The sequence below is a fragment of the Rathayibacter sp. AC182 genome (assembly GCF_979253875.1).
This window is the reverse complement of sequence record NZ_CEEDEK010000005.1, coordinates 1,520,664-1,543,683: the sequence shown is the minus strand read 5'-3', so window position 1 is coordinate 1,543,683 and position 23,020 is coordinate 1,520,664. Positions and strand designations below refer to the sequence as shown.

The window sequence follows — 23,020 nt, the reverse complement described above, 5'->3', positions numbered from 1 at the left end:
GGGTGGTGGCGGTGGTGCGGTCGGGTCGGCCTCAGCGGACGACGACGACCGTCTCGGCGCTCGTGGACGGCGCTGCGGTCGTCGTGCCCGAGTACGACGCGGTCAGCACGTGCCGGCCCTTCGACGACTTCGGCAGGGTGAAGACGACCTTGCCGTTGGTCGCGTTCACCTTCTTGACAGCGACCACGACACCCCGGTCGTACACGGTCACGGTGCCGCCCTTGGCAGTTGCTCCGTCCGCGGCGGACACGGTCACGCGGTAGGTGATCGTGCGAGCGTGCACCGCCGCGATCCCCTTCGTCGTCGTGGCGCTCGCGGTGGTGCCGGCCGCCACCGTCACCGGCAGGCGCTGGTCGCGGACCCGCTGGTGAACCCGGGCTTGGACGCCTTCACCACGACCGTGATCGACTGGCCGGCATCCGCCTTCAGGAGGCGGTAGGAGGACTTCGTCGCGGAGGGGATCGCCGTTCCGTTGCGCTGCCAGGAATAGGAGAGCGTGACGCCCGCCTCGCTCCAGGTGCCGGCGCTCGCCCGGAGGATCGAGCCGACCTTGGCGGTGCCGGTGATCGCGGGGGCGATCACCGAGATGATCCCCTGCTGCACGGGCGGGGTGTAGGCCGTGGTCGCCGCGGTCAGCTCGCTCGTCGCGGTCTGCACCTTGGCGGGCGTGACGGTCGAATTGCCCGTTCCGGTGACGGTGCGGTTGGCGGAGTCGAGGACGGCCTGGGCCTCGTCGATCTCGGTCTTCAGCACGGAGTACTCGGGAGTGGCGGCGACCGGGATCGCGCGGGCGCGGGTCAGCGCGGCCTCGAGCTCGGTCGTGTCGACGATGGTCAGGTCGACGTCGCGGGTGGCGCCGGAGGCGAACTCGAAGCGCAGTCCCGACTCGCCGACGATGCGGCTCGAGAGGAAGGAGCTCGAGAGGTCGATCCGGGTGCTGCCGTCGGTCGTCGTAGCGGTGTAGTCGGTGCCCTGGGTCAGGCTGCCGAGCACGTTGCCCTCGGGTCCGACGTACCGGACGGTCGAGAGGGTGTCGCCGTCGAGCGCGATGTCGTAGGACACCGTGTTTCCGGGCAGCGACGCCGCGGAGGCGTTCGTGTCGTAGGCGCCGGCGGCGAGGGTGACCTGCGGGTCGGCCGAGACCGGGGTGGTCGGGCCGAAGACGCGGATCTCGGTCATCGAGGGCGAGTACTGCTCCCCCGCGACCTTCGCCGTGATGGAGACGCGGAGCTTGCTGGAGGTGACGTCGCCGAATCCGGTGATCGTCTTCGAGGAGCCGACTCCGTCGGTGCGCGAGGCGAAGGTGCTCCACGACGAGGTCGCCGCGTCCCACTTCTGCAGGTCGTAGTCCTGGATGCGCGGACCGGTGCCCGAGTCGAGGAACTCCGAGAGCTGCACCTCGGAGAAGACGACGTCCTTGCCGAAGTCGAGGTCCACCGTCAGCGGGTAGGTCGCGTCGTCGGCGGCCGCCCAGCGGGTGGTGGCGTCGCCGTCGACGAGCTTGGACGCGTTGAGCGAGAAGTTCTGGTGCGGGTGGGTGGAGCTCGCGGTCGCCGTGGAGCCGATCGCGAGGTTCGTCCGGGTGTCGATGCCGTCGTCCTCGATCGGGTCGGTGTCGACGGGGTTCGCGACCTGAGCGCCGATCCGCTTCTCCTGGATGCCGATGTCCATGCCGGCGCCGTAGTAGAGGTCGGTGCCGAAGAAGTCCTTCTGCCCGACGTGGACGTTGTAGCGTCCCGCGTCGATCAGCGGCGAGGTGTCGGCGACCTGGAACTTCGCGGCTGACGTGAGGATGTTCTCCACTCCCGCACGCGTCGAGTAGGACGAGACGGGCGAGACGAACTGCGGATCGGCCGTCACCTTGCCCGCGTCGGCGGGCTCCTGCGGCGAGTGCGTCCCGGAGGCCTCGAACATGGCGTTGTTCGAGAAGCGGGCGTTGTCGAGAGCGCCGGGCTTCCGGAACCACGTCGTGGGAGTCGTCGTCGACGTGTTGTAAAAGACGTTGTTGAGGAAGTAGACGGGGCTCTTGAAGACCTCGTCGTGGACCTGATGCAGCTGCGCTCCGTCGTAGACGAAGACGTTGTTGGTGAAGTAGGTCGGCGAGTAGTTCGTCGAGAGCATGTTCTTCACGAGAACGCCGTTGTCGTTGACGCTCAGGTTGTACCGCGCGACGGAGTTCGAGCTGTTGCCCATGTAGGACATCCACCCGCCCTTGTTGTCGTGCGAGTAGTTGTACTCGTAGGTCACGTCGAAGTTGGTGAACTCGAGGTCCCAGGGAGTCGCGTCGTACTCGTTCGCGGGTCCGTCGTAGACCTCGTTGTAGCGCATCACCGAATCGGCGCCCGCCCAGAGGTAGAGACCGGCCGAGACCTGGTTGTAGCGGCGGAGGAAGCCGTTGACCTCGTTGTACTCGACGACCATGTCCTTGGTGTTCGCGAGCTGGATCGCGCCCTGACCGGTGTCGGCGGCGTAGTTGTGGCCGATGTAGACGTTGCGGCTGTAGAGGTCCCGGTCGCGGACCCAGGCCTGCTCCACCCCTCGTGGTACTTCCCGGTCGAATCGGTCTGGCCCTGGGCGTCGCCGAACCAGTTGAACGCGAACTGCACGGCGTGCAGCTCCACCTTGGTGAAGGTGTTGTCCTCGATGCGGACGTCCTGGAAGTGGTGGCCGCCCGTGCCGTACTCCGTGTACTGCTTCGAGCCGAAGACCTGGAAGTTGATGCCGCCGTAGTGGATCCGCTGCCAGGTGCTCGGGCCGTCGATGTCGTGGATGTCGAGCCCTGAGATGCGGAAGTAGTCCATCACCGAGTCGTCGCCCGTGAGCTTGTCGGCGTTGATCGAGATGCTGACACCGTCTCGGACGATGGATCCGGTGGTGATGTCGGTCGCGAAGTCGTCGTCGTTGCTGATCGAGAGGTCGTGGATCTCCCAGTACTGCTGGTTGCGCAGGCTGATCGCGCCGGTCAGGCCGACGGTCTCGGGGTTCTTGGTCTGAGTGCCGGGGAGGAAGGGGCTGGCGACCCGGCCATCGGTGGCGATGGACGGCTTCGTCGCGGAGTCGCCGTAGGCGTCGATCACGATCGGGCGGCCTGCGGAGCCGGAGCCCTGGGGCAGCAGCTGCTGGCCGTTCCAGGTCTCGCCCGCCTTGAGGAGGATCCGGTCACCGGCGGAGTACGTCATCGTGCTGGCCTTGGTGAGCGACTTCCACGCGGTGGTGCGCGAGGTACCCGCGGCGGCGTCATCGCCGGCGGTCGCGTCGAGGAAGTAGTCGGTGCCGCCGAGGCTGTTGGCGGTGTTGCCCGCCCAGCCCGTCGAGGGCTCCGCGGCGGTCGCCGCGGGTGCGCCGGCGAGGCAGCCCAGGGCTACCAGCGCGGCGGTGCCGAGGGCGGCGAGGGAGAGCGGGAGCCGCCTCGTCGCTCCGGAGTGTCGGGTCATCATCTAGTCCTTCGGTTCGATCGTCGAGAGGAGCGCTTCGTCCGTGTCGGGCGAGGCGGTGGAGACGAGGTCGTCGAGGTAGCCGTCGAGACGGTCCGAGACGACCACCGACCGGATGCGGTCGGCGTAGAGCTCGAACGCGGCGTCGGAGTCGACCGACGACGAGACGAGCTGGAACAGGTGGACGGCACCGTCGGCGACGACGGGGGCGGAAGTCGCTCCCGCCTCGAGGCCCTGGACCGAGGCGAGCGCCTCGGCTGCGGGTGAGCCGGCCGGGAGATCGGTGGCGCCGTCGATCGTCGAGTCCGTGGCAGTCGCTCGGCAGGCGGACTCGACGGCGCCGAGCGACGGCGGTGCGACGGCGAGCGCCGCGGCGCAGCCGGTGTCCTCGGCCGCGGTGGCGGGGAGGCTCAGCGAACGGATGCTCCACGTGCTCGCTTTCGCCGCCCAGTCGGCCGCGTTCGCGTCGTAGTAGGCGCGGACGTCGGCGTCCGTCACATGCAGCGGTCCGCCGTCCTCCGCAAGCAGATCGGTGAGCTCGGTGCGCAGCAGCGTGATCGTCCGGGAGTAGTACTCCGGCGCCGAGAACTCGGTGGTCCCGTAGACGATCTCACCGGCGGCCAGTGCGGCGGCGCGGGAGTCGTTCTCCTCCTCCAAGGAGCGGAGGAAGCCGTCGAAGTCGTCGAAGTCGATCAGTCCGTGGGCACGGGCGAGGCCGAACAGCTGCGCATCGCGGAGGGACTGCTCGAGTGCGCGCTTTCGCAGCTCGGCGTCCGCCTCGGCGGCGGGAACGGTGCCGGCCCGGACGGCGTTCGACACGGAGTCGTCAAGTAGCCCCATCTGGAATCGGATCTCATCGGCCGAGATCGCACGGTCGCCGACGACGGAGACGGGACGGTCGGCGTGGTCCACGGCGAGGACGACGACTCCGGAGGCGAGGGCGGCCAGACAGAGCACGCCGGCGGTGATCAGAGCGCCGCGACGACGGGATCGGGGGTGATGCGGGTTCGGCACGTGCTCTCCTCTCGGTCGACGGCGACGATTCGATTTCGAAAGTATGTGGAACTAACTAACCCCGGCGCAAGAGCGTGGCGCCGTTTCGATGTAACCGTCTTGTTACGGATTGATCCGATGAATGATCCCCTTCTGTTGCCTAAGTTCGGATCCGGGAACCATGAACCCGATCTGCTGTCTGCTATGGTCCGATGAATACCTCGGCCGGGCGAGGTCGTCGAACGGAGCCGATGTGCACGGGATCACTCTCCTCGGTCGCGCCGGTGACGCGTTCGAGGCGTCCGTCGAGGCGCAGGAGGCCGGGGTAGTGGGCCGCTGGCTGCCCCTGCCGGCCTTGGAGCAGGCGCTCCTGCACTCACCCGTGTGCACCGATGGATCCGTCGACGCCGTACTCGTCCCCGCCGATCTCCTGCCGAGCCTCGCCGCCGCCGGAGCGATCCGCCCGCTCGACGACCTCGCGGCGCGCTCTCCCCTCCCGGGCGGGAGCACGGATCGGTCGGGCGCGTTCGACGCCTCCCTCGTCTTCGACACCGGCGGCGGTGCCCGCCTCTGGGGCTCGGCCTTCCACTGCGGACCGCAGCTCGTCCTCTACCGACGGGACCTCTACGAGGACCCCCGGGAACGCGAGCGCTTCGCCGCGGCTCACGGTCGCCCCCTTCTCCCCCGTCGACCTGGGCGGACATCGACGATCACGCCGTCTGGTTCACCCGACCCGGAGAGGGCCTGTACGGCACGGTGCTCGCCGGCGCCCCGGACGGGCACAGCAACGTCTACGACCTCGTCCTCCGGATGCGACTGGCCGGCGGTGACGTGCTCACCGCGGACGGCCGCTCGAACGGGTTCGAGGACGAGGCGGGGGCTGCGGCCCTGCAGAGCCTGCGCCGCAGCTTCGACACGGTGGTCGACCCGGCGGCCAGGAACTGGGACTCGGTGCGCTCGGGGCGGGCGTTCGCCGAGGGCCGCGTCGCCCTGATGGTCAACTGGGCGGGCTATGCGGCTCTGGGTGACGAGCGCATCGGCGCCGTCGCGGTGCCGGGTGTCGAGACGGTCAACGCTTTCTGGGCCCTGGCGATCACCGCCGGGTCCTCGAGGCCCCAGGCCGCCTGGCGCTTCCTCCAGCAGTGCGCCACTGCCGCAGGAGACCGCGCCACGACGGTCGCGGGATCCACGGGGGTCCGACGCAGCACGTGGTGCCACCCCGTTCTCCTGCAGAAGAATCCCGCACTCCGTGTCTTCGAGCAGGCGTACCGCCGCTCCCGTCCGCTTCCCGTCCACCCGCGACTGCCAGAACTGACCGCTGTGCTCGGCCGTCTGGTGCAGAGCGTCGTGCACGACGGAACGGACACCGCGACCTCGGTGGAGCGCGCAGCCCGAGCGGTGGACCGGATCGTCGGTGCCGCGGAGAGCACGACCGGGCAGACCCCAGGGAGAACAGCATGAGAAGCAGCGTCACGGCGCTCCGAGCGGGCGCACTCGCGTTCGGCGGAGCGCAGATCGGCAATCTGTACCGCGAGACGACCGAGGAGGAGGCGTCGACCGCCGTCGCCCGCGCCCTCGAGTGCGGCATCCGGATGTACGACACGGCACCGCACTACGGCCTCGGCCTCTCGGAGCGACGACTGGGCGCCGCGCTCGCGGGAGCGGACCGCGACTCGATCGTCGTGTCGAGCAAGGTCGGCCGGCTCCTCGAGCCCGCCGACGCCCCCGAGGACGCAGTCGACGACGAGGGCTTCGTCGTCCCTGCGACCCTGCGACGGCGGCTCGACTACTCACGTGACGGCGTCCTGCGCTCGATCGAGGCGAGCCTCGAGCGCCTCGGGCTCGACCGGCTCGACATCGTCTACGTGCACGACCCCGACGACCACGCCGAGCAGACCCTCGACTCCGCCCTTCCCGCGCTGATCGAGCTGCGCGAGCAGGGAGTGATCGGCGCCGTCGGGGTCGGGATGAACCAGTCGGCCGCTCCCGCCCGCTTCGTCCGCGAGAGCGACCTCGACCTGGTCATGCTCGCCGGCCGGTACACGCTTCTCGATCAGGGGGCTCTGCACGATCTGCTCCCCGTGGCGCTCGAGCGGGGCGTCGGCATCGTCGCGGCCGGCGTCTACAACTCCGGGCTGCTCTCGCGCCGACGTCCGGCGGTGGATGCCCGGTTCGACTACGCCCCGGCCCCCGCCGCGATGATCGCGCGGGCGACCGCGATCGCCGAGGTCTGCGAGCGGCACGGATCGACGCTGCCGGACGCCGCCGCCGCCTTCCCCCTGACCCACCCCGCCGTCGCCTCGGTCGTCCTCGGCATGCGCACGGCCGAGCAGGTCTCCTCCAACGTCGCCCGCTTCCGGGCCGCTCCCCCGGCCGCCCTCTGGACCGAGCTCCTCGAGCTCGGTCTGCTCGAGAGCGGGACCCCGATCAGGGACCTCTCGGGTCCCGACTCCGAAAGGCTCTCCTCATGACCCGGATCACGGCCGTGACCGTCACCGACCTCCGCTTCCCGACCTCGCTCAGCGCCGACGGTTCGGACGCGATGAACAAGGATGCGGACTACTCCGCCGCCTACGTGCGCCTCGACACCGACGACCCCGCGCTCAGCGGGTACGGGTTCACCTTCACGATCGGGCGCGGCAACGAGCTCTGCGTGCTCGCGGCACGCCTGCGCGGCGCCGCTCTCGTGGGCCGCGACGTCGAGGAGATCGTCTCCGATCTCGGCGGCCTCTACCGCGAGCTGCAGTCCGACTCGCAGGTCCGCTGGCTGGGACCGGACAAGGGCGTCGTGCACCTCGCCCTGGCCGCGGTGATGAACGCGGTCTGGGACCTCGCGGCCCGCCGCGCAGGAAGCCCCTCTGGCGCCTGCTCGCCGAGATGTCGCCCGAGGAACTGGTGGCTGTCGCCGACCTGCGCTACCTGTCCGACGCGCTGACGAAGGACGAGGCGCTCGCGATCCTCGCCGAGAAGCAGCCGACGCGGAGCGCGCGGATCGCCGAGCTCGAAGGCTCCGGCTACCCCTGCTACACCACGAGCGCCGGCTGGCTCGGCTACTCGGACGAGAAGCTGCGGCGCCTCTGCCAGGAGGCCGTCGATGCCGGGTACCGGCACGTGAAGCTGAAGGTCGGCGGCTCGCTCGAGGACGACGTGCGCCGCCTGGGCATCGCGCGGGACGTGATCGGCTGGGACGTCGCCCTGATGATCGATGCGAACCAGGTCTGGGACGTGCCCGAGGCGATCGAGCACACGAAGGCGCTCGCGCAGTTCCGCCCCCTCTGGATCGAGGAGCCCACCAGCCCGGACGACGTGCTCGGCCATGCCGCTGTGCGCGCGGCGGTCGCGCCGATCGGCGTCGCGACAGGAGAGCACGGGATGAACCGGGTGCTCTTCAAGCAGATGTTCCAGGCCGAGGCGATCGACTACTGCCAGCTCGATTCCGCGAGACTGGGCAGCGTGAACGAGATCCTCGCCGTCTATTTGATGGCGCAGAAGTTCGATGTGCCGGTGTGCCCGCATGCGGGCGGGGTCGGACTCTGCGAGCTCGTGCAGCACCTCTCGGTGTTCGACTACGTCGCGGTGTCCGGATCGCTCGACGGCCGGGTCACGGAGTTCGTCGACCACCTGCACGAGCACTTCGTCGATCCGTGCGTCGTGCGCGACGGCGCCTACGTCGTGCCCTCTCAGCCCGGCTATTCCGCCCAGATCCACGAGTCGACGATCGAGGAGTTCCGCTTCCCGGACGGGTCGTACTGGGCCACCGCCTCGAGCGCCGCGGTCTGACCCTGTGATCGTCGACGCGCACCTGCACGTCTGGGACCCGGTCCGGCACCGCTACGCCTGGCTGGGTCCGCAGCACGCTCCGATCGACCGCGTGGTCACGGCGCAGGAGGCCCTCGGCGTCCTGCGGTCCGAGGGAGTGCACCGCGCGGTGCTGGTGCAGGCGGCCGATACCGCAGAGGACACCGACGCCATGCTGGCCGCGGCGCGCGAGCACCCGGAGCTGGTCGGAGTGGTCGCGCACCTCCCCCTCGAGGACCCGGACCGCACCGCTCAGCGTCTCGAGGAGCTGAGCGGGGAGCCGCTGGTCGTGGGAGTGCGCGTGCTCGTGCACGACCGCGCCGACTCCGACTGGCTCCTCCGCCCGTCCGTCCGCGCCAGCCTGGACCTGGTGGAGCGGGCAGGGCTGACGCTGGATGTGCCGGCCGTGCTGCCCCGGCATCTGGCTCTCGTGCCCGAGCTCGTCGAGCGCCACCCCTCCCTCCGCATCGTCATCGACCACCTGGGCAAGCCGCCCGTCGGCGCGCTCGGGCCGTGGCGGGAGGGCGAGTGGGAAGCGGCGCTGAGAAGGATGTCTCCGCTGCCCACCGTCACCGCGAAGCTCTCGGGCTTCCAATCGCTGCGCGCGGACGCCTCGGAGTGGAGTGTCGAGGAACTGCGACCCGTCGTCGGCGCCGCACTCGAGTCACTCGGGCCGGAGCGGCTGATGTTCGGCGGTGACTGGCCGGTGTGCGAGCTCGCCGGCGGCTACGGCAGGGCACTCTCGGCCGTGCAGCATCTCGTCGCCGGACTCGCGGACGACGAGCGTCACGCGGTGCTCGCAGGGACCGCGACCCGCGTCTACGGTCTGGACGGATCCTCGACGGTGCGCGAGGCCGCGAACTCCTGCACGTCGTAGAGGTGCACGTTCATCGCGGTTCGCGCGCGGTCGGGATCACCGGTCTCCAGCGCGTCGACGATCGCGGTGTGCTGCTGGAAGGTCCTCGCGATGGCCCCCTCCTCGGAGACCGAGCGCCAGAGGCGGGTGCGGAGCGTCCGGCTCGAGAGCGCCTGGATCAGTGCCTCGAGCACCGGGTTCCCCGCCGCGCGGGCGATGGCCGTGTGCAGGGCGATGTCCGCCTCGAGCATCCGCTCGTGATCCTCCTCGCTCGGGTCCTCGAGCAGAGGCGCGATGAGGGCGAGGATCTCCCGCAGGCCGGCGATCCCCTCGGCATCGAACGATCGGGCGGCGATCGCAGCGGCCTCCGCTTCGAGGACCCGACGCACCGAGGCGATGTGCGCGCTCTGCCCATCGGCCTGCATGTCGATGACGAAGCCCATCGGCGCGATCAGGAGAGACGCATCCAGAGCGGTCACGTAGGTCCCGTCCCCCTGCCGGGTCTCGAGGACTCCCATGAGAGCCAGTGCACGGACACCCTCCCGCAGCGACCCCCGCGAGACGCCGAGCTCCGCGGCGAGCTCCTTCTCGATGGGGAGGCGGTCACCGGGGCGCAGCGCGCCGCGGACGACGAGCTCGCGGATCCCGTGCACCACGACGTCGGTCTGCGAGCGGACGGCCGGGTCGCGAATCTCGGAGTGCGGCATGACCCGATGGTAGCCGTGCCGATCGGAGCCCACTCCTTTCATCGGATGTATCAGCGCAAGAGCCCGGCTTCCACCTTTTTCAGCCTCTTCACGCCCCTTAACGTCTGATGTAAGCTCGCTGCGACCCTGTCACGGCGAGAAGAGGACACGATGCACATCCAACGATCAGGCGTTCGAGGCGAGGAGCGTCCACTCGTCGTCGAGAAGGGCGTCTCCTACGACCTCAGCAGTCTTACCGCGGACATCGACGGCCCCTTCCTCGCGTCGAGCGGCCTCGACCGCGTCCGCGACGCCCTCGCGAACGGAAGCCTCCCGCGGGTCGACGCCGAGAGCGCGCGGGTCGGTGCGCCGATCGCACGACCGGGCAAGATCGTCTGCATCGGGCTGAACTACCGGGACCACGCCGCCGAGACCGGCGCCGCCGTGCCCGACGAGCCCGTGGTCTTCTTCAAGGACCCGTCGACGATCGTCGGACCGTTCGACGAGGTGCTCATCCCGGTCGATTCCGTGAAGACCGACTGGGAGGTGGAGCTGGGCGTCGTCATCGGCGCCGAGGCCCGCTACCTCGCCTCACCGGAGGAGGCCCGGGCCTGCATCGCCGGCTACGTCCTCTCGCACGACGTCTCCGAGCGCGAGTTCCAGCTCGAGCGCGGCGGCCAGTGGGACAAGGGCAAGAGCTGCGAGACCTTCAACCCGCTCGGCCCGTCGTTCGTACCTGCCGAGGAGGTCGACACCTCCGACCTGCGGCTCACCCTCTCGGTGAACGGCGTCGCACGGCAGAACGGGACGACCGCCGACATGGTCTTCGACCCCGCCTTCATCGTCTGGTACCTCAGCCGCTTCATGGTGCTGCACCCGGGCGATCTGGTGAACACCGGCACCCCGGCCGGCGTGGCCCTCGGCCTGCCCGGCACCCCGTACCTGCGCGCGGGCGACGTCGTCCGCCTCTCGATCGAGGGCCTCGGCGAGGCCGAGCAGACGTTCGCGCAGGCGGAGGAGCGATGACCGCCGCGTCCGGGGTCGAGGGCCTCGTCGCGATCGTCACGGGCGGAGCCTCTGGTATCGGCGCCGAGTGCGCGGCCCTGCTCGCCGACCGCGGCGCGCAGGTCGCCGTCCTCGACCGGAGCATCGAGGGTGTACCCGCGGACCTGCTCGGGGTGCCGTGCGACGTGACCGACCGCGACTCCGTCGATGCGGCGGTGTCCACCGTGCTCGAGCGCTTCGGTCGCCTCGACGTCGTCGTGAACAACGCCGGCATCGGAGCGGTGGGCACGATCGAGGAGAGCACCGAGGAGACCTGGCGAACCGTACTGGACGTCAACGTGATCGGCATCGCGCGCATGAGTGCGGCGGCTCTGCCCGCGCTCCGCGACTCCGGAGCCGCGTCGATCGTCAACCTCTGCTCCGTCGCCGCCACCAGCGGACTCCCCCAGCGCGCCGTCTATTCCGCATCCAAGGGCGCCGTGCACGCCCTGACCCTCGCGATGGCGACCGATCACGTCGCCGACGGGGTCCGCGTGAACTGCGTGAACCCCGGCACCGTCCACACCGGCTTCGTCGAGAAGAACCTGCGCGCGTTCGCGGATCCCGAGGCCGAGCTGGACGCGCTGAACCGCCGCCAGCCGATCGGGCGCATGATCACCGTTCGCGAGGTCGCCGAAGCGGTCCTCTTCCTGGCCGGCCGCACCGCCTCCTCCATCACCGGCACCGCGCTGGCCGTCGACGGCGGGATGGACACGCTGCGCGTCCGGCGCTGACCCCTCGCCCTTGGTCGAGGGCTCCCGTCAGGCCGCGACGCGCCGCCCCGCGGTGAACCGCACCGCGACCGTCACCACGAGCACCACGCCCGCTGCGGCGAGCGCCGCGATCCCCGCCGGCACCGACACCAGCTCCCCGCCGAACCGCCCCACGGCCACCCACACCAGCCCCCAGCACAGCGAGAGCATCGGGGCGAGGCGACCGCGGCCGGCCACGGTGAGCGCCACTCCGATCAGCGCGGCGACGGCCAGCACGACGACCGCCCACGCCGAGGCGCTGGGACCGTCGGCGCTGCCGACTCCTGCGCCCACGAGCGCCGCCGTGACGTTGGCGACGGTCGCCACGCAGACCCAGCCGAGGTAGAGGCCGAACGTGCCGTCGGTGACGACCGCGTCCACGACCCCCGCGGTGCGCGTCGTGCGCAGCAGCACGAAGATCCGGGCGAGGACCGCGAGCAGCAGGACGATCACCACGACGCTCAGCGCGAGCAGTCCGGCCTGCACGACCAGGATCCACGCGGCGTTCAGCAGCAGGCTCGCGGCGGCCCAGTAGCCGAGTCGGCGATGGCGGATCCTCGCGGCCTGCGAGGGAGGAACTGCCAGATCGCGTAGGCGATCAGCCCCGTGTAGATCACGCTCCAGATCGCGAAGGCGGGTCCGTCCGGAGCGACGGGCGTCGAGGAGGCGCTCAGGGCGCCGCCCGCGGCGTCGGCGATCTGCGTCCCGCCGGCGGCACCGGAGCCGAGGAACGAGCCGACGAGCGCGAGCCCGGCGCTCACGGCGACGATCGACTGCCGGATCCGGTCGGCGCGGGTCGGGGCTTCTGCAGGGGTCATGTCGCTCCTCAATCGATCAGCTGGCTGACTAATGAGCGTAGCGCGCTCCTCCCGGTGCCCGACGCGCCTCCCGGGAAGGTTCCAGGCCGCTCAGCCCTCGGCCAGAACCCACGGGAACGCGGTCGAGGTCGAGCGGGCCCCCTGGCGCGCCTTCGACCGGTTCGCCTCGTCGAGATCGCCCAGGAGGTCCTCCGACTCGCGGACCAGCGCCGCGAACGCCGCGGTGTCGAGCCACTCCGGCCGCATCGCGAACAGGAGGTCCTCGGTCGCGGTGTTCCCGCTGGCACCCGGAGCGAAGGGGCAGCCGCCGAGGCCGCCGAGCGCTCCGTCGACGACCGACGCGCCGGCCTGCACCGCGGTCAGCGCGTTGACGACTCCCGAGCCCCAGGTGTCGTGCCCGTGGAAGACGATCTCGCGCGGGGGCGTCTCGGCGACGACCCGCGAGACGAGCGACGCGACCTGGCCGGGGTGCGCCTGTCCGAGCGTGTCGCAGATGACGATGTCCTCCGCACCCTCGGCCCGGGCGTCGTTCGCGATCGCGAGCACCCGCTCCTCCGGTACCTCGCCCTCGAACGGGCAGGTGAAGGACGTGGCGATGCAGAGCTGGATGCGCCCGCCGACTCCGTGGGCGAGCGCGACGGCGTCCGGCATGGCGTCCAGGCTCGCCTCGGTGGGGCGGCCGATGTTCGCCCGGTTGTGCGAGTCCGAGGCCGAGAAGCAGTACTGGAAGTTGCGGGCCCCGGCGGCCGCGGCCTTCTCGATGTGCCGCGGAGTGGCGACCCACACCCAGCTCCTCTCGAGCTCCTCGGGGGTCAGCGCCTCGATCACCTCGAGCGTGTTCGCCATCGGAGGCACCACGTCACCGCGGGCCATCGAGCCGATCCGAGCTCGGGCACCCCCGCGGCGAAGAGCGAGCGGGCGAGCCGCACTTTGCGCTCGGTCGAGAGCATCCGCCCCGTGAGCTGCAGTCCGTCGCGGAGGGTCACGTCGCGCAGGCGGGCGGTCATCGCTCGTCCCCGCTCCGGAAGTGCGGGTGGTGGTGGCGCCCTGCAGCATGGCCAGGACCTCCTCGGTGTCGTGCCCCAGCGCGGGGGCGAGTGTGCGGAGGGGGAGCGACCGGCCGCCGAGCACGGGGACGACGCCGGGGAACCCGACGCCCTCGATCACGCCCGACCCGGTCTCGACGTCGAACTTCTGGATCATGTCGCGAGCCGCGTACTGCTCGCTCGAGCTGATGTCGGCCGCCGTGTAGATCGGGCCGGAGGGGACGCCGCTCTCGTCGAGGATCGCGAGGGCCTCGGCGGAGGTCCGCGTCGCGGTCCATGCGCCGATCGCGGCGTCGAGCTCGTCGCGGCGCTGCCAGCGCAGGTCGTTGGTCGCCAGGCCCTCGTCGGCGGCCAGGTCCTCGCGGCCGATGATCTCCATGAAGCGCTGGAAGATGGCGTCGCCGTTGCCCGCGATGACGATGCTCGACCCGTCGGAGCACGAGTAGGCGTTGGTCGGCGCGATGCCCTCCATCCGCCCGCCGACGCGCTCGCGGACGATGCCGTGCGCCTGGTAGTCCGGGATCAGCGACTCCATCATCGAGAACATCGCCTCGTTGAGCGCCACATCGATCACGCGCTCCTCGAGCGGAGCGGGTCCGAGCCCGGCCGCCCGCCGGGTCTGCCGCTGGAACAGCGCCATCATCACTCCGTAGCCGGCGTAGAGCCCCGCGATGGAGTCGCCGATCGAGACGCCGACGCGGACGGGCGGACGATCAGGATCGCCCACGAGCTCGCGGAAACCGCCCATCGCCTCCGCGACCGCCGCGAACCCGGGGCGCTCGGAGAGGGGCCCGGTCTGCCCGAACGCCGAGATCCGCCCGATCACGATGTCGGGGTTCGCCTCGTTCAGCACGTCCGGCCCGATGCCCCACTTCTCGATCGTCCCCGGACGGAAGTTCTCGAGCACGACGTCGCACTCGGCGGCCAGGCGGCGCACGGCGTCGCGCCCCTCCTCGGTGCGGAGATCGAGCGTGATCGACTTCTTGTTGCGGTTGACGGCGTGGAAGAGCATCGACGTCGTCGACCCGGGATGCAGACGCCACTTGCGCAGCTCGTCTCCGGTGCCGGGCCGCTCGACCTTGATCACCTCGGCCCCGAAGTCGGCCAGCAGGCGGCCCGCAGTGGGGGCCGCGATGAAGTTGCCGAGCTCGAGCACGCGGAGCCCGTCGAGCGGGGCGATGCGGGGTGCGGGGGTCATGATCCGCCTTCCGGTCGGGTCGGACGAGGACGGGCGCGCCGCCCGCTGCGGAGCGGACGTCGATCGCGCACCACTCGAGTGTGCCCTGTTCCGAGCGCCCCAGGGAGGCGGGAGTCCACCCCCTCCTGGCTGTCGGAGGCCGGACGTACACTGACGGGACACCATGCGCAGACACAGCTCGGCCCCGCGTCCCCAGTGGCGCGCCCGCCTCGACGAGGTCGGCTTCAGCTTCTACGACCTCCCCTCGGAAGGCGGTCGGCCCTACTGGAACGAGCTCGCGGCCTACAGCTTCGCCCCCGCCGAGATCGACCTGCTCGAGGGCGTGACGAAGGAGCTGTTCGACCTCTGCATGGAGGCGTGCGAGAAGATCGTGCGCACCGGCCGCTTCGCGGAGTTCGGCATCCCCGAGCGCTTCCACGAACTCGTCCGCACCTCCTGGGACGAGGACGACCCCACCGTCTACGGGCGCTTCGACCTCGCCTACGACGACCGCGGCGCGGTGAAGCTGCTCGAGTTCAACGCCGACACCCCGACCTCGCTCGTCGAGACGGCCGCGGCGCAGTGGCAGTGGCTGATCGACGTGCACGGCCCGGACGCCGACCAGTTCAACAGCCTGCACGAGCAGCTCGTCGAGCAGTGGCGCCACCTCCGGCTCGAGCGCTGGACGCTGGACGAGGGCGCCCGGCTGCACCTCGCGTCGCTGCGGGACTCCGGCGACGGCGAGCTGATCGTCGAGGATGCGGACACCGTCGCCTACATGGCCGAGACGGCGGCGCAGGCGGGCTTCGACCCCAAGCTGATCTTCGTCGAGGACATCCGCTACGAACTCGACGGCACCGGCTTCGTCGATGCCGACGGCGAGCCGATCCGGTGCATCTTCAAGCTGTACCCGTGGGAGTGGATGCTCGGCGAGCAGTTCGGCGGGCTCCTGCTCGACCGGCGCGAGCGCACCCGCTGGGTCGAGCCCGCGTGGAAGCTCCTGCTCAGCAACAAGCAGCTGCTCGTGGTGCTCTGGGAGATGTTCCGCGGGCACCCCAACCTGCTCCCCGCCTCCGTCGAGCCGCTCGTCGGCACCGCCCAGGTGCGCAAGCCGCGGCTGGGCCGCGAGGGGGCGAACGTCACCGTCCTCGACGCCGACGGCTCGGTGGTCGCCGAGAACGGCGGCGCCTACGGCGAGGAGGGCTTCATCCACCAGGCCCGCGCCGAGCTCGCCCGCATCGACGGGAAGACGGTCGTGATCGGCAGCTGGATCGTCGGCGAGACCCCGGCCGGCATCGACGTCCGCGAGACGAGCGGACCCATCACGGGCGACCTCGCCGAGTTCGTGCCGCACTACATCGAGGGCGGGCGCACGGACCCCGTCTTCGGCAGCCCCCGGGAGCAGGCCCGCCCCCACGACGCCCGCGACGCCCGCGACGCCCGCCCGCAGGACGAGGAGACCCGATGACCGACCCCGAGGACCGTCCTCGCGACGCCCGCCCCGACGGCGACGACGCCGCCGGCACCACCCGCACCGACCGCCGCCGCTCGGGCGATGTCGGCATCAGCGGCATCGCCTCCAAGCGCCGCGGCCTCATCATCGGCGGGGTCGTCGCGGTCGGGGCGATCGGCCTGGCCGTCGCGCTGAGCGCCGGCGATCCGTCGACGGACGGAGTCGTCACCACCGGCGCCGACGGCGAGGACTACGTGATCCCCGAGAACGCCGAGCGACCCGTCTACGCGAGCCGCGAGGACTGCCTGGCGGACGTCCGCGAGCAGATCGCGAAGCTGCAGGCCGAGGGCGAGACGGTCGCCGACGATCCGGAGCAGCTCTGCGAGGCGACCGACGAGTACCGCGGCCACTACGCGGGCGGCTTCTGGCTCGGTCCGCTCATCTTCGCGTCCTCGCGCTGGAACTCGACGCGCGCGACCAGCTGGGCGCCCGTGACCAGCGGAGGGTTCGCCGCCCGCGGGGCGACTCAGCCCGACGTCGTGCAGAGGGCCCCCGCCGGCGCGACCGTCGGCTCGAAGCAGACGCTCTCGGGCGGCTTCGGCTCGACCGGCAAGTCGGGCTTCGGCTCGAGCGTCGGCGGCTGACGCCGCGCGTCGGCCTGTTCCGAGCCCCGGGACTCAGGCCCGCGCACTCCGGAGGGAGTCGATGGCCTCGCTGCGCCGCGCGCTTCACGTCGCGGTCGGGATCGCGGAGCATCGCCGTGAGCGTCTGCTCGACGCTCGCCGCGAACTCGCCCTTCTCGTCGCGTCCGGAGCGGATGCCCGCGGTCGCCACGGCGAGCAGCGCACGCGCTCCCGCGGACCGCACGCGCGGGTGCTCGTCGGTGGTGAGGCGCGCGAGCTTCTTCTGACCACCGAGGACGCGCTCGGTGCAGACCCTGGCGCACATCTCGCGCACCCGCCACGAGGCGTTGGCGAGACCCGCGACGACGGCGTCGGCCGCCTCGTCGTCCCACACGTAGAGCAGCGCGCGGGCACCCCAGAGCTCGGGCCAGTACAGCGACGGTGCGCCCTTGAGCACGCCGTCGGCGTGCTCGCCGCCGACCACGAGGAGGAAGGACTCCCCCTCGTAGCCGCCCGTGAGCAGGGCGGCGGAGCGCAGCGCGACGGTGCGCTCGCCCTCGCGGGCGATCTGGGCGCGCAGGCGCTCCTCGAGGGGATCGGTGAGGATGACGGTGGGTTCGCTGTCGGATGCCATGTGGTTCCCCAGAGTAGTCGGGACGCGGCTACCGGGCCCTCCGCTCCATCACGAGATGCACCACTCCGGACGGCGACGGCACGGCCTCGATGTCGAAGCGCTCCTCCAGCCCCTCGAGCCCGTCCCACAGCCGCTCGCCGCGGCCCAGCACGATCGGCACGACGACCACGTGCAGGTGGTCGATCAGATCCGCCTCGAGGAACTGCCGCACCGTGGCGACGCCTCCGCCGATCCGCACGTCGAGACCGCCGGCCAGCTCGCGCGCCCTCGCAAGCGCGGTCACCGGGTCGGCGTCGACGAAGTGGAAGCTCGTGCCCCCGGCCATCTCGAGGACCGGGCGCGGATGGTGCGTCAGGACGACGACCGGCGTGTGGAAGACGGGGTCCTCGCCCCACCAGCCGCGCCAGTCCTCGTCCTCCCACGGCCCGCGCTGGGGGCCGAACTTGTTGCGCCCCATGATCTCGGCGCCGATGCCCTCGCCCCAGCCGCTCGCGAGGGCGTCGTCGACTCCGCGCGAGCCGGGGCCGTCACCGGGCAGCCCCATGTCGCGGAAGGTGCGGGTGGGCGTGGCCCAGCCCATCAGCCGGTGCCCGGCGTGGCCGAACGGCGACTCGAGCGTCTGCCCCTCTCCGGCGCCGAAGCCGTCGAGCGAGACCGAGAAGTTGTGCACGCGGACGAGGGACACGGCGCCTCCAGAGGATCGGGGATCGCGGCTCACTGTAGGCCTGCCGCCGGACGCCGGGAAGACCTACTGCCGGAGGCATGGGGCGCGGAGCGGGATCGGGTGCGGCGCTCCTGCTCGTACTCGCCCTGGGCGGCTGCACCACCGCCGGGATCTCCTGCGCCGAGAGCTACTGGCACAACTCCGTCCTCGTGGTCGGCAGCGGTCCGGGGCTGCAGGAGGTGGCCGATGTCACCGTCTGCGCCGGTGACACCTGCTCGACGGCGTCCGACGTCGCTGCGGACGACGAGATGCGCGAGTACTTCAGGACGCACAACGTGGGCGGACCGTGGCTCCTCGGCATCGCCCAGGAGCTGCCCGACGAGATCGCGGTCAGCGCCGTCGACTTCGCGGGCCGCACGGTGCTCGACGCGGACCACCCGGTCGAGTGGAGCGGGATCCGGGAACCGAACGGCGACGGATGCGGCGAGCAGGCCGACACCGCCGAGGTGCAGGTCGACTTCCCCGGGCGACAGGATCAGCGTTCGTAGACGTCCCGACGCCCCCTTCCGTGTGCCGAGCCCGCGTAGCGCTGGAGCGCATGGAAGCCGCCTCGATCGAGATCGTGCGCTTCGTCGTGTCGCCGCTGCACCGCTACGAGGGCCGGCCCGCCGACGGGGCGATCCCGTTCGAGGGCAACGAGCAGCCCGATCGGATCGAGATCCGCGCCGGCCTCGGCATCGTCGGCGACCGCTACTTCGCCCAGCGGGCGCACCGCACCGCGGCGATTACCCTGTTCGCGATCGAGTCGCTCGAGCACGCGGCCGCCGAACTCGGAGCAGGGCCCTTCGACCCGGCCGACGCGCGCAGGAACATCACCCTCCGCGGCGCCGACGTCGACGCCCTCGCGGGCCGCACGTTCGCGCTGGAGCAGGACGATCAGCGCATCGAGTTCCAGGGCGGCCGGCCGGCCAACCCGTGCGCGTGGATGAACACCGCCCTCAGCACCCGGCGCCCACCAAGCCCTGCGGCGACGCGGCGGCGTGCGCACGGCGCCCCTGGGCAACGGCGTCCTCCACCTCGGCCCCGCGCGGCTGATCCTCCACCGTTCGGAGGACATGCTCATCTGAGGGCTCCGGCGAGCCCCTAGGCTCACTGCGACCACCCCGCCGTCGAAGGAGGCGCCCGTGCCCCGAAGCCTCCCCTCGGTCGCCCTCGGCGCCCGCGCCCGCCTCCGCGACGCGTTCGCCACCGCACGCTCCCGCCGCCGCGATCCGCGCCGCCGCTACAGACGCACCGACGTCTCCGTCCAGCGGATCCACCACGAGGACGTCTGGGCCCGCGTCAGCACCGTCGGCCGCACGGGCGAGCGCACCTTCGTGCTCGTCCCCGGCATCGGGGTCGCCGCCACCTACTTCGAGCGCCTCGCCCCCGCGCTCAACGAGTTCGGTCCGGTGCACGCCCTCGACCTGCCCGGCTTCGGCGGCGTCCCGCACCCGCCGCACGCCCGGCACATGACCATTCCGGACTACGCCGCGCTCGTCGGCCGGGTGATCGACGAGCTGGGGCTCGTGGATCCCGTCGTCCTCGGCCACTCGATGGGCACCCAGGTCGTCGCCGAGCTCGCCGCTCAGCGCCCCGAGCTCACGACGATCGTGCTGCTGGGCCCCGTGATGAACCGGCACGAGCGCCGGGTCCCGATCGCGGGCCTCCGCTTCGCCCAGTCGAGCCTCCGGGAGCCGCGGCGGGTGGCCGTGCTGGCCGCCGGCGCCTACCTGCTCTGCGGCCCGCGCTGGTTCTCGCGGGTGCTTCCCGAGATGATGCACTACCCGATCGAGCGGACGGTGCCGCGCGTCCAGGCGTCCGCACTCCTCATCCGGGGCGAGCACGACCGGCTCGTGCCCCGGGAGTGGATCGAGGAGCTGGCCGGGTCGATGCCGTTCGCCCGCGCGTGGGAGATCCCGGAGGCCGCGCACTCCGTCATGCACGCGCACGCCGAGGAGGTGGCGCGGCTCTGCGTCGAGCACGCGCGCGCCCCGCAGCCCGACCGCGGCGAGGCCGAGCTGAAGCGCTACCCCGACGACGAGATCGACCACTCCGAGGAGGACGCTCCGATCGCCGATCCGCTCGGCGCCGCCCGCGGTCGCGTGACCGAGCTGGTCGGCATCCTCACCGACGACGACTCGCTCATCGCCGAGGGCAAGACCCAGCACGCCGAGGCGACCGATCCGGCAGCCCTGCGCGACGACGACGCCGAGAACGCGCACAGGGGCTGAACGGGCTGAGCCTCAGGACTCCTCGCCCACGATCTCCTCGCGGATCCGGCGCAGGTCCTCGGCGAGCGCCCCCACCAGGATCCAGTGCTCCGGATGCGGCGTCGCGATCACGAGCGGCGCGGTGAGCGCGGGCAGCTCGTCCGTGATCGCCTCCGGCTCGGGCACGTCCACGGCCGACTGCACCAGCAGCCGCAGGTCGTGCGCCGCCCGGTGCAGCTGCACGGCGATGTCCGAGATCGTCGGCTCGCGCACTAGCTCCACGTCGTACAGGTCGTGCACGGTCCGGGTCATGCCGCGGACTCGGGTCACGATCCTGGCGAGCCGCGGAGTGACGGAGTCGAGCGCCTCGAGCCGGTCGCGGTGCGCGGAGCGGCGCGGGTTCAGCCGCAGCGATTCCTCCCCGGTGGCGATCGCGGCCTCGGCCTTCAGCTGCATCGTCTGCAGCAGCCGCGCGTTGATCAGCAGCTCGTCGAGCCGCCGCCGCTCGACCGGGGTCTGCAGGGCGTCGCCCAGGTCGTCGAGCGCCGCGGCGACCTGGGCCGTCAGGTCGCCCACCGCCCGCTCGGCCGGACCGAGGACCACCGGCGGCACGATGAGACCGTTGACGACGACTCCGACCGCCGCCCCGATCAGCGTCTCGACGATGCGGTCGAACGCGTAGTTCGGAGTGACGGCGCCCACCGAGAGCACGAGCATCGCGCTGATCGGGATCTGCACCGCCGACGCCGGCGTCAGCCGCACGGCCCAGCCCACCGCGATCGCCGCGACGATCGCGATCAGCACGATCACGCTCTCGCCGCCGAAGAGCGTGCCGATGACCGAGCCGAGGACGACGCCCAGGATCACCCCGACGCTGCGCTCGAGCGCTTTCGCGAACGACTGGTTCACGCTCGGCGCCACGACGAGCAGGGCCGCGATGGCGCCGAACACCGGCAGCGTGCCGGGGAAGATCGCGGCCGCGACACCCCACGTGACCACGGTGGCGACGGCCGTCTTGACCAGCTGCAGCAGCGGCGGCCGGGTGGCCACAGTGAAGCTGGAGGTCAGGCGCATGCTCCCACGGTAGCGAGCACGGCGGAGCGGAGGCCGAGGGATCTCAGCGCTCGTGCGCCGACTCCACGCTCGCGAGGACCGCGCGGAGCGAGCGCGCCGCCTCGGCCCGCTGCGCCGCGGACACGCCCGCCAGCAGCTCGCGCTCGACCGCGAGCACCTCGGGGAACGCCCGGTCGATCAGCTCGACGCCGTCCTCGGTCAGCGCGATCAGCGCCCCCCGCCCGTCGGCCGGGTTCGCCGACCGCACGACGAGCCCGCGCGTCTCGAGCGCGTGCAGCCGCTTCGTGATCGCGGGAGCGGAGGCGAGTCCGATGGTCCGCAGCGCGCTCGGCGACCGCGGCTCCCCGCCCGCCGCAGCGTCGTCAGCACGTCGAACTCGCCACGGGTGAGTCCGTGGGCGGCGAGCCGCTCCTCCGTCGCCCGCACGACGAGCGCGGAGGCGCGGATCAGCCTGCCGATCACGTCGACCGCCTCGGTATCGAGCTCGGGCCGCAGCATCGCCCAGCCGGCCCGGATCTCGTCGACGGCGTCGCGGGCTGGACTCTCTCGATCGTTCACGAGTAAAGTATATCCGGTTCACCCGTGAACCACTTCCGGCCGCCGCCGCTCGGATCCACCCACCGAGAGGACGCCGTGCCCACCACCCTCCTGCCCCCACTCCCGCACCCCAAGGAGCTCGTCGCCCTCGGCCCGCACGCCGGCGCCCACCGCGTCGCGATCCGCGCCGGCGTCTCGATGGCCGTGCCGCTCCTCGTGCTCTGGGCCTTCGGGCGCACCGATCTCGCGCTCTACGCCACCTTCGGCGCCTTCACGGCGCTCTACGGTCGCCAGCACACGCACCGCCCGCGCCTGTGGATGCAGCTCTCGGCCGCCGGCTACCTCGTCGCGACGGTCACGATCGGCACCGCCGTCGCCCTCTCCCCGCCCGCGAGTGGCTGATCATCCCCGTGGTCGTCGCCGTCGCGGTGGCGGCCGCCTACCTCACCGATGCCCTGCACTGGCACCCGCCGGGCCCCTCTTCCCCGTGTTCGCCGTGACCGCGTGCGCCTCCGTGCCCACCGACGCCTCGCGCATCCCGGAGGCGTTCCTCCTCTCGGCCGCGTCCGCCGCCTTCGCCCTCCTCGTCGGAGTGGTGGGAGTCGCCGCCCCGAGCGCCCGCCGCCTCCCGCCGACCCCGTGGCGCACCTCGTTCCGCGCCGCCGCCGCCCGCTCGACGACCCGCGCCGCGATGCTCCGCTTCGGCGCGGTCGTCCTCGTCTCGGGCGCGATCCCCACCGCCACCGGCCTCGGTCACCCCTACTGGGCGATGGTCGCCGCTGTCGCCGCCGTCTCGGGCGCCGACGTCACCGCCCGCCTGGTCCGCGCGGGCCACCGGATGCTCGGCACCGTCGTCGGAGTCGCGATCGCCGCCGCCCTCCTCGCCCTCCCCCTGTCGCCGCTCGCCACGATCGCCGTCGTCGTCCTGCTCCAGGTCCTCGCCGAGCTCTTCGTCGGACGCAACTACGGACTCACCCTGGCCTTCGTGACCCCGCTCGCGATCCTCATGGTCGAGCTGGCCCACCGCACCGACGAGCTCGTCCTCCTCCGCGACCGCGCCCTCGAAACCGCCATCGGCGTGGCCGTCGGAGTCGTCGCGACGCTCCTCGCGCACGCGGCGTCGTCCCGCCGCCGGCCGTAGAACCCCGTTCCACGATCACGAGGCGCCTTTCCGCGCTC

At 71.7% G+C, this 23,020-nt stretch carries 23 protein-coding genes and 3 pseudogenes; 12 read left to right on the top strand and 14 right to left on the bottom strand.

Going from position 1 to position 23,020, the window contains the following annotated elements; all coding sequences use genetic code 11:
* Positions 1–31: 31 nt before the first annotated feature.
* The 5 genes from AC0CII_RS19555 to AC0CII_RS19535 all read right to left on the bottom strand — a co-directional run bounded on the left by AC0CII_RS19555 (position 32) and on the right by AC0CII_RS19535 (position 5,094).
* Positions 32–340, bottom strand: a complete 309-nt coding sequence (locus AC0CII_RS19555; RefSeq protein WP_465230368.1) for an Ig-like domain-containing protein — start codon at positions 338–340, stop codon at positions 32–34.
* Positions 337–1,671: a galactose-binding domain-containing protein gene (locus AC0CII_RS19550; RefSeq protein ID WP_465231020.1), complete on the bottom strand. Its 1,335-nt coding sequence runs from the start codon at positions 1,669–1,671 to the stop codon at positions 337–339. Before AC0CII_RS19550 ends, AC0CII_RS19555 begins: the two co-directional genes overlap by 4 nt.
* Before the next feature lie 656 nt (positions 1,672–2,327).
* Positions 2,328–3,437, bottom strand: a complete 1,110-nt coding sequence (locus AC0CII_RS19545; protein ID WP_465230367.1) for a hypothetical protein — start codon at positions 3,435–3,437, stop codon at positions 2,328–2,330.
* A complete protein-coding gene (locus AC0CII_RS19540) occupies positions 3,438–4,448 on the bottom strand; it encodes a hypothetical protein (protein WP_465226726.1) in 1,011 nt (336 codons plus the stop codon).
* Positions 4,449–4,803: 355 nt separating this feature from the next.
* A complete protein-coding gene (locus AC0CII_RS19535; RefSeq protein WP_465228147.1) occupies positions 4,804–5,094 on the bottom strand; it encodes a hypothetical protein in 291 nt (96 codons plus the stop codon).
* Between AC0CII_RS19535 and AC0CII_RS19530 the strand changes: the two genes are divergently transcribed.
* From AC0CII_RS19530 to AC0CII_RS19515, 4 genes and pseudogenes are all read left to right on the top strand, one after another.
* Positions 4,998–5,888: an extracellular solute-binding protein gene (locus tag AC0CII_RS19530; RefSeq protein WP_465231019.1), complete on the top strand. Its 891-nt coding sequence runs from the start codon at positions 4,998–5,000 to the stop codon at positions 5,886–5,888. The genes AC0CII_RS19535 and AC0CII_RS19530 overlap by 97 nt on opposite strands.
* On the top strand, positions 5,885–6,898 hold the full coding sequence (locus AC0CII_RS19525; protein ID WP_465226727.1) for an aldo/keto reductase: 1,014 nt from the start codon (positions 5,885–5,887) through the stop codon (positions 6,896–6,898). The genes AC0CII_RS19530 and AC0CII_RS19525 overlap by 4 nt, the downstream gene beginning before the upstream one ends.
* Positions 6,895–8,207 (top strand): annotated as a pseudogene (locus AC0CII_RS19520) (L-fuconate dehydratase). Before AC0CII_RS19525 ends, AC0CII_RS19520 begins: the two are co-directional and overlap by 4 nt.
* 4 nt (positions 8,208–8,211) lie before the next feature.
* On the top strand, positions 8,212–9,102 hold the full coding sequence (locus tag AC0CII_RS19515; protein ID WP_465226729.1) for an amidohydrolase family protein: 891 nt from the start codon (positions 8,212–8,214) through the stop codon (positions 9,100–9,102).
* Here AC0CII_RS19515 and AC0CII_RS19510 read toward each other — a convergent pair.
* Positions 9,045–9,788, bottom strand: coding sequence for a FadR/GntR family transcriptional regulator (locus AC0CII_RS19510; protein WP_465226730.1), 744 nt, complete (start codon positions 9,786–9,788; stop codon positions 9,045–9,047). The two genes, AC0CII_RS19515 and AC0CII_RS19510, sit on opposite strands and share 58 nt — an antisense overlap.
* A 150-nt stretch (positions 9,789–9,938) precedes the next feature.
* Between AC0CII_RS19510 and AC0CII_RS19505 the strand changes: the two genes are divergently transcribed.
* Complete coding sequence (locus AC0CII_RS19505; protein ID WP_465226731.1) at positions 9,939–10,793, top strand: fumarylacetoacetate hydrolase family protein; 855 nt, start codon at positions 9,939–9,941, stop codon at positions 10,791–10,793.
* Entirely contained in the window at positions 10,790–11,545 is a 756-nt protein-coding gene (locus tag AC0CII_RS19500) for an SDR family NAD(P)-dependent oxidoreductase (protein ID WP_465226732.1), read from the top strand. The genes AC0CII_RS19505 and AC0CII_RS19500 overlap by 4 nt, the downstream gene beginning before the upstream one ends.
* 27 nt (positions 11,546–11,572) lie before the next feature.
* On the opposite strand, the gene AC0CII_RS19495 is transcribed toward AC0CII_RS19500, so the two are convergent.
* The 4 genes and pseudogenes from AC0CII_RS19495 to AC0CII_RS19480 all read right to left on the bottom strand — a co-directional run.
* A complete protein-coding gene (locus AC0CII_RS19495) occupies positions 11,573–12,049 on the bottom strand; it encodes a hypothetical protein (RefSeq protein WP_465230366.1) in 477 nt (158 codons plus the stop codon).
* 20 nt (positions 12,050–12,069) lie between these two features.
* Positions 12,070–12,381, bottom strand: a complete 312-nt coding sequence (locus AC0CII_RS19490) for a hypothetical protein (RefSeq protein ID WP_465230365.1) — start codon at positions 12,379–12,381, stop codon at positions 12,070–12,072.
* A gap of 90 nt (positions 12,382–12,471) precedes the next feature.
* Positions 12,472–13,388 (bottom strand): annotated as a pseudogene (locus tag AC0CII_RS19485) (beta/alpha barrel domain-containing protein).
* Positions 13,384–14,625: pseudogene (locus tag AC0CII_RS19480) on the bottom strand (CaiB/BaiF CoA transferase family protein); the annotation flags it as partial. The pseudogenes AC0CII_RS19485 and AC0CII_RS19480, both read right to left, overlap by 5 nt.
* A gap of 163 nt (positions 14,626–14,788) precedes the next feature.
* Here AC0CII_RS19480 and AC0CII_RS19475 point away from each other — a divergent pair.
* The gene (locus AC0CII_RS19475; RefSeq protein ID WP_465226734.1) at positions 14,789–16,072 is read left to right on the top strand and encodes a glutathionylspermidine synthase family protein; all 1,284 of its coding nucleotides are present in this window, start codon (positions 14,789–14,791) and stop codon (positions 16,070–16,072) included.
* Between the two features lie 423 nt (positions 16,073–16,495).
* Here the strand turns inward: AC0CII_RS19475 and AC0CII_RS19470 are convergent, their stop codons facing one another.
* On the bottom strand, positions 16,496–17,314 hold the full coding sequence (locus AC0CII_RS19470; RefSeq protein ID WP_465230364.1) for a HEAT repeat domain-containing protein: 819 nt from the start codon (positions 17,312–17,314) through the stop codon (positions 16,496–16,498).
* 28 nt (positions 17,315–17,342) lie between these two features.
* Positions 17,343–17,999 carry a dihydrofolate reductase family protein gene (locus AC0CII_RS19465; RefSeq protein ID WP_465226735.1) on the bottom strand — a complete coding sequence of 219 codons (657 nt, stop codon included), beginning with the start codon at positions 17,997–17,999 and terminating at the stop codon, positions 17,343–17,345.
* Positions 18,000–18,076: 77 nt separating this feature from the next.
* Between AC0CII_RS19465 and AC0CII_RS19460 the strand changes: the two genes are divergently transcribed.
* Genes AC0CII_RS19460 through AC0CII_RS19450 form a run of 3 tightly spaced genes read left to right on the top strand, consistent with a single transcriptional unit; the run spans position 18,077 to position 20,251 of the window.
* Positions 18,077–18,526, top strand: a complete 450-nt coding sequence (locus AC0CII_RS19460; protein WP_465226736.1) for a hypothetical protein — start codon at positions 18,077–18,079, stop codon at positions 18,524–18,526.
* 50 nt (positions 18,527–18,576) lie between these two features.
* Entirely contained in the window at positions 18,577–19,125 is a 549-nt protein-coding gene (locus AC0CII_RS19455) for an MOSC domain-containing protein (RefSeq protein ID WP_465230363.1), read from the top strand.
* 37 nt (positions 19,126–19,162) lie between these two features.
* A complete protein-coding gene (locus tag AC0CII_RS19450) occupies positions 19,163–20,251 on the top strand; it encodes an alpha/beta fold hydrolase (RefSeq protein ID WP_465226738.1) in 1,089 nt (362 codons plus the stop codon).
* Between the two features lie 12 nt (positions 20,252–20,263).
* Here AC0CII_RS19450 and AC0CII_RS19445 read toward each other — a convergent pair whose 3' ends face one another.
* Positions 20,264–21,304 (bottom strand): FUSC family protein, encoded by a 1,041-nt coding sequence (locus tag AC0CII_RS19445; protein ID WP_465226739.1) that lies wholly within the window; start codon positions 21,302–21,304, stop codon positions 20,264–20,266.
* 43 nt (positions 21,305–21,347) lie between these two features.
* Entirely contained in the window at positions 21,348–21,884 is a 537-nt protein-coding gene (locus AC0CII_RS19440) for a MarR family winged helix-turn-helix transcriptional regulator (RefSeq protein ID WP_465230362.1), read from the bottom strand.
* Positions 21,885–21,937: 53 nt separating this feature from the next.
* Between AC0CII_RS19440 and AC0CII_RS19435 the strand changes: the two genes are divergently transcribed.
* Both AC0CII_RS19435 and AC0CII_RS19430 read left to right on the top strand, forming a co-directional pair.
* Complete coding sequence (locus tag AC0CII_RS19435; protein ID WP_465230361.1) at positions 21,938–22,243, top strand: hypothetical protein; 306 nt, start codon at positions 21,938–21,940, stop codon at positions 22,241–22,243.
* 94 nt (positions 22,244–22,337) lie between these two features.
* The gene (locus tag AC0CII_RS19430; protein ID WP_465230360.1) at positions 22,338–22,982 is read left to right on the top strand and encodes an FUSC family protein; all 645 of its coding nucleotides are present in this window, start codon (positions 22,338–22,340) and stop codon (positions 22,980–22,982) included.
* Positions 22,983–23,020: the final 38 nt, after the last annotated feature.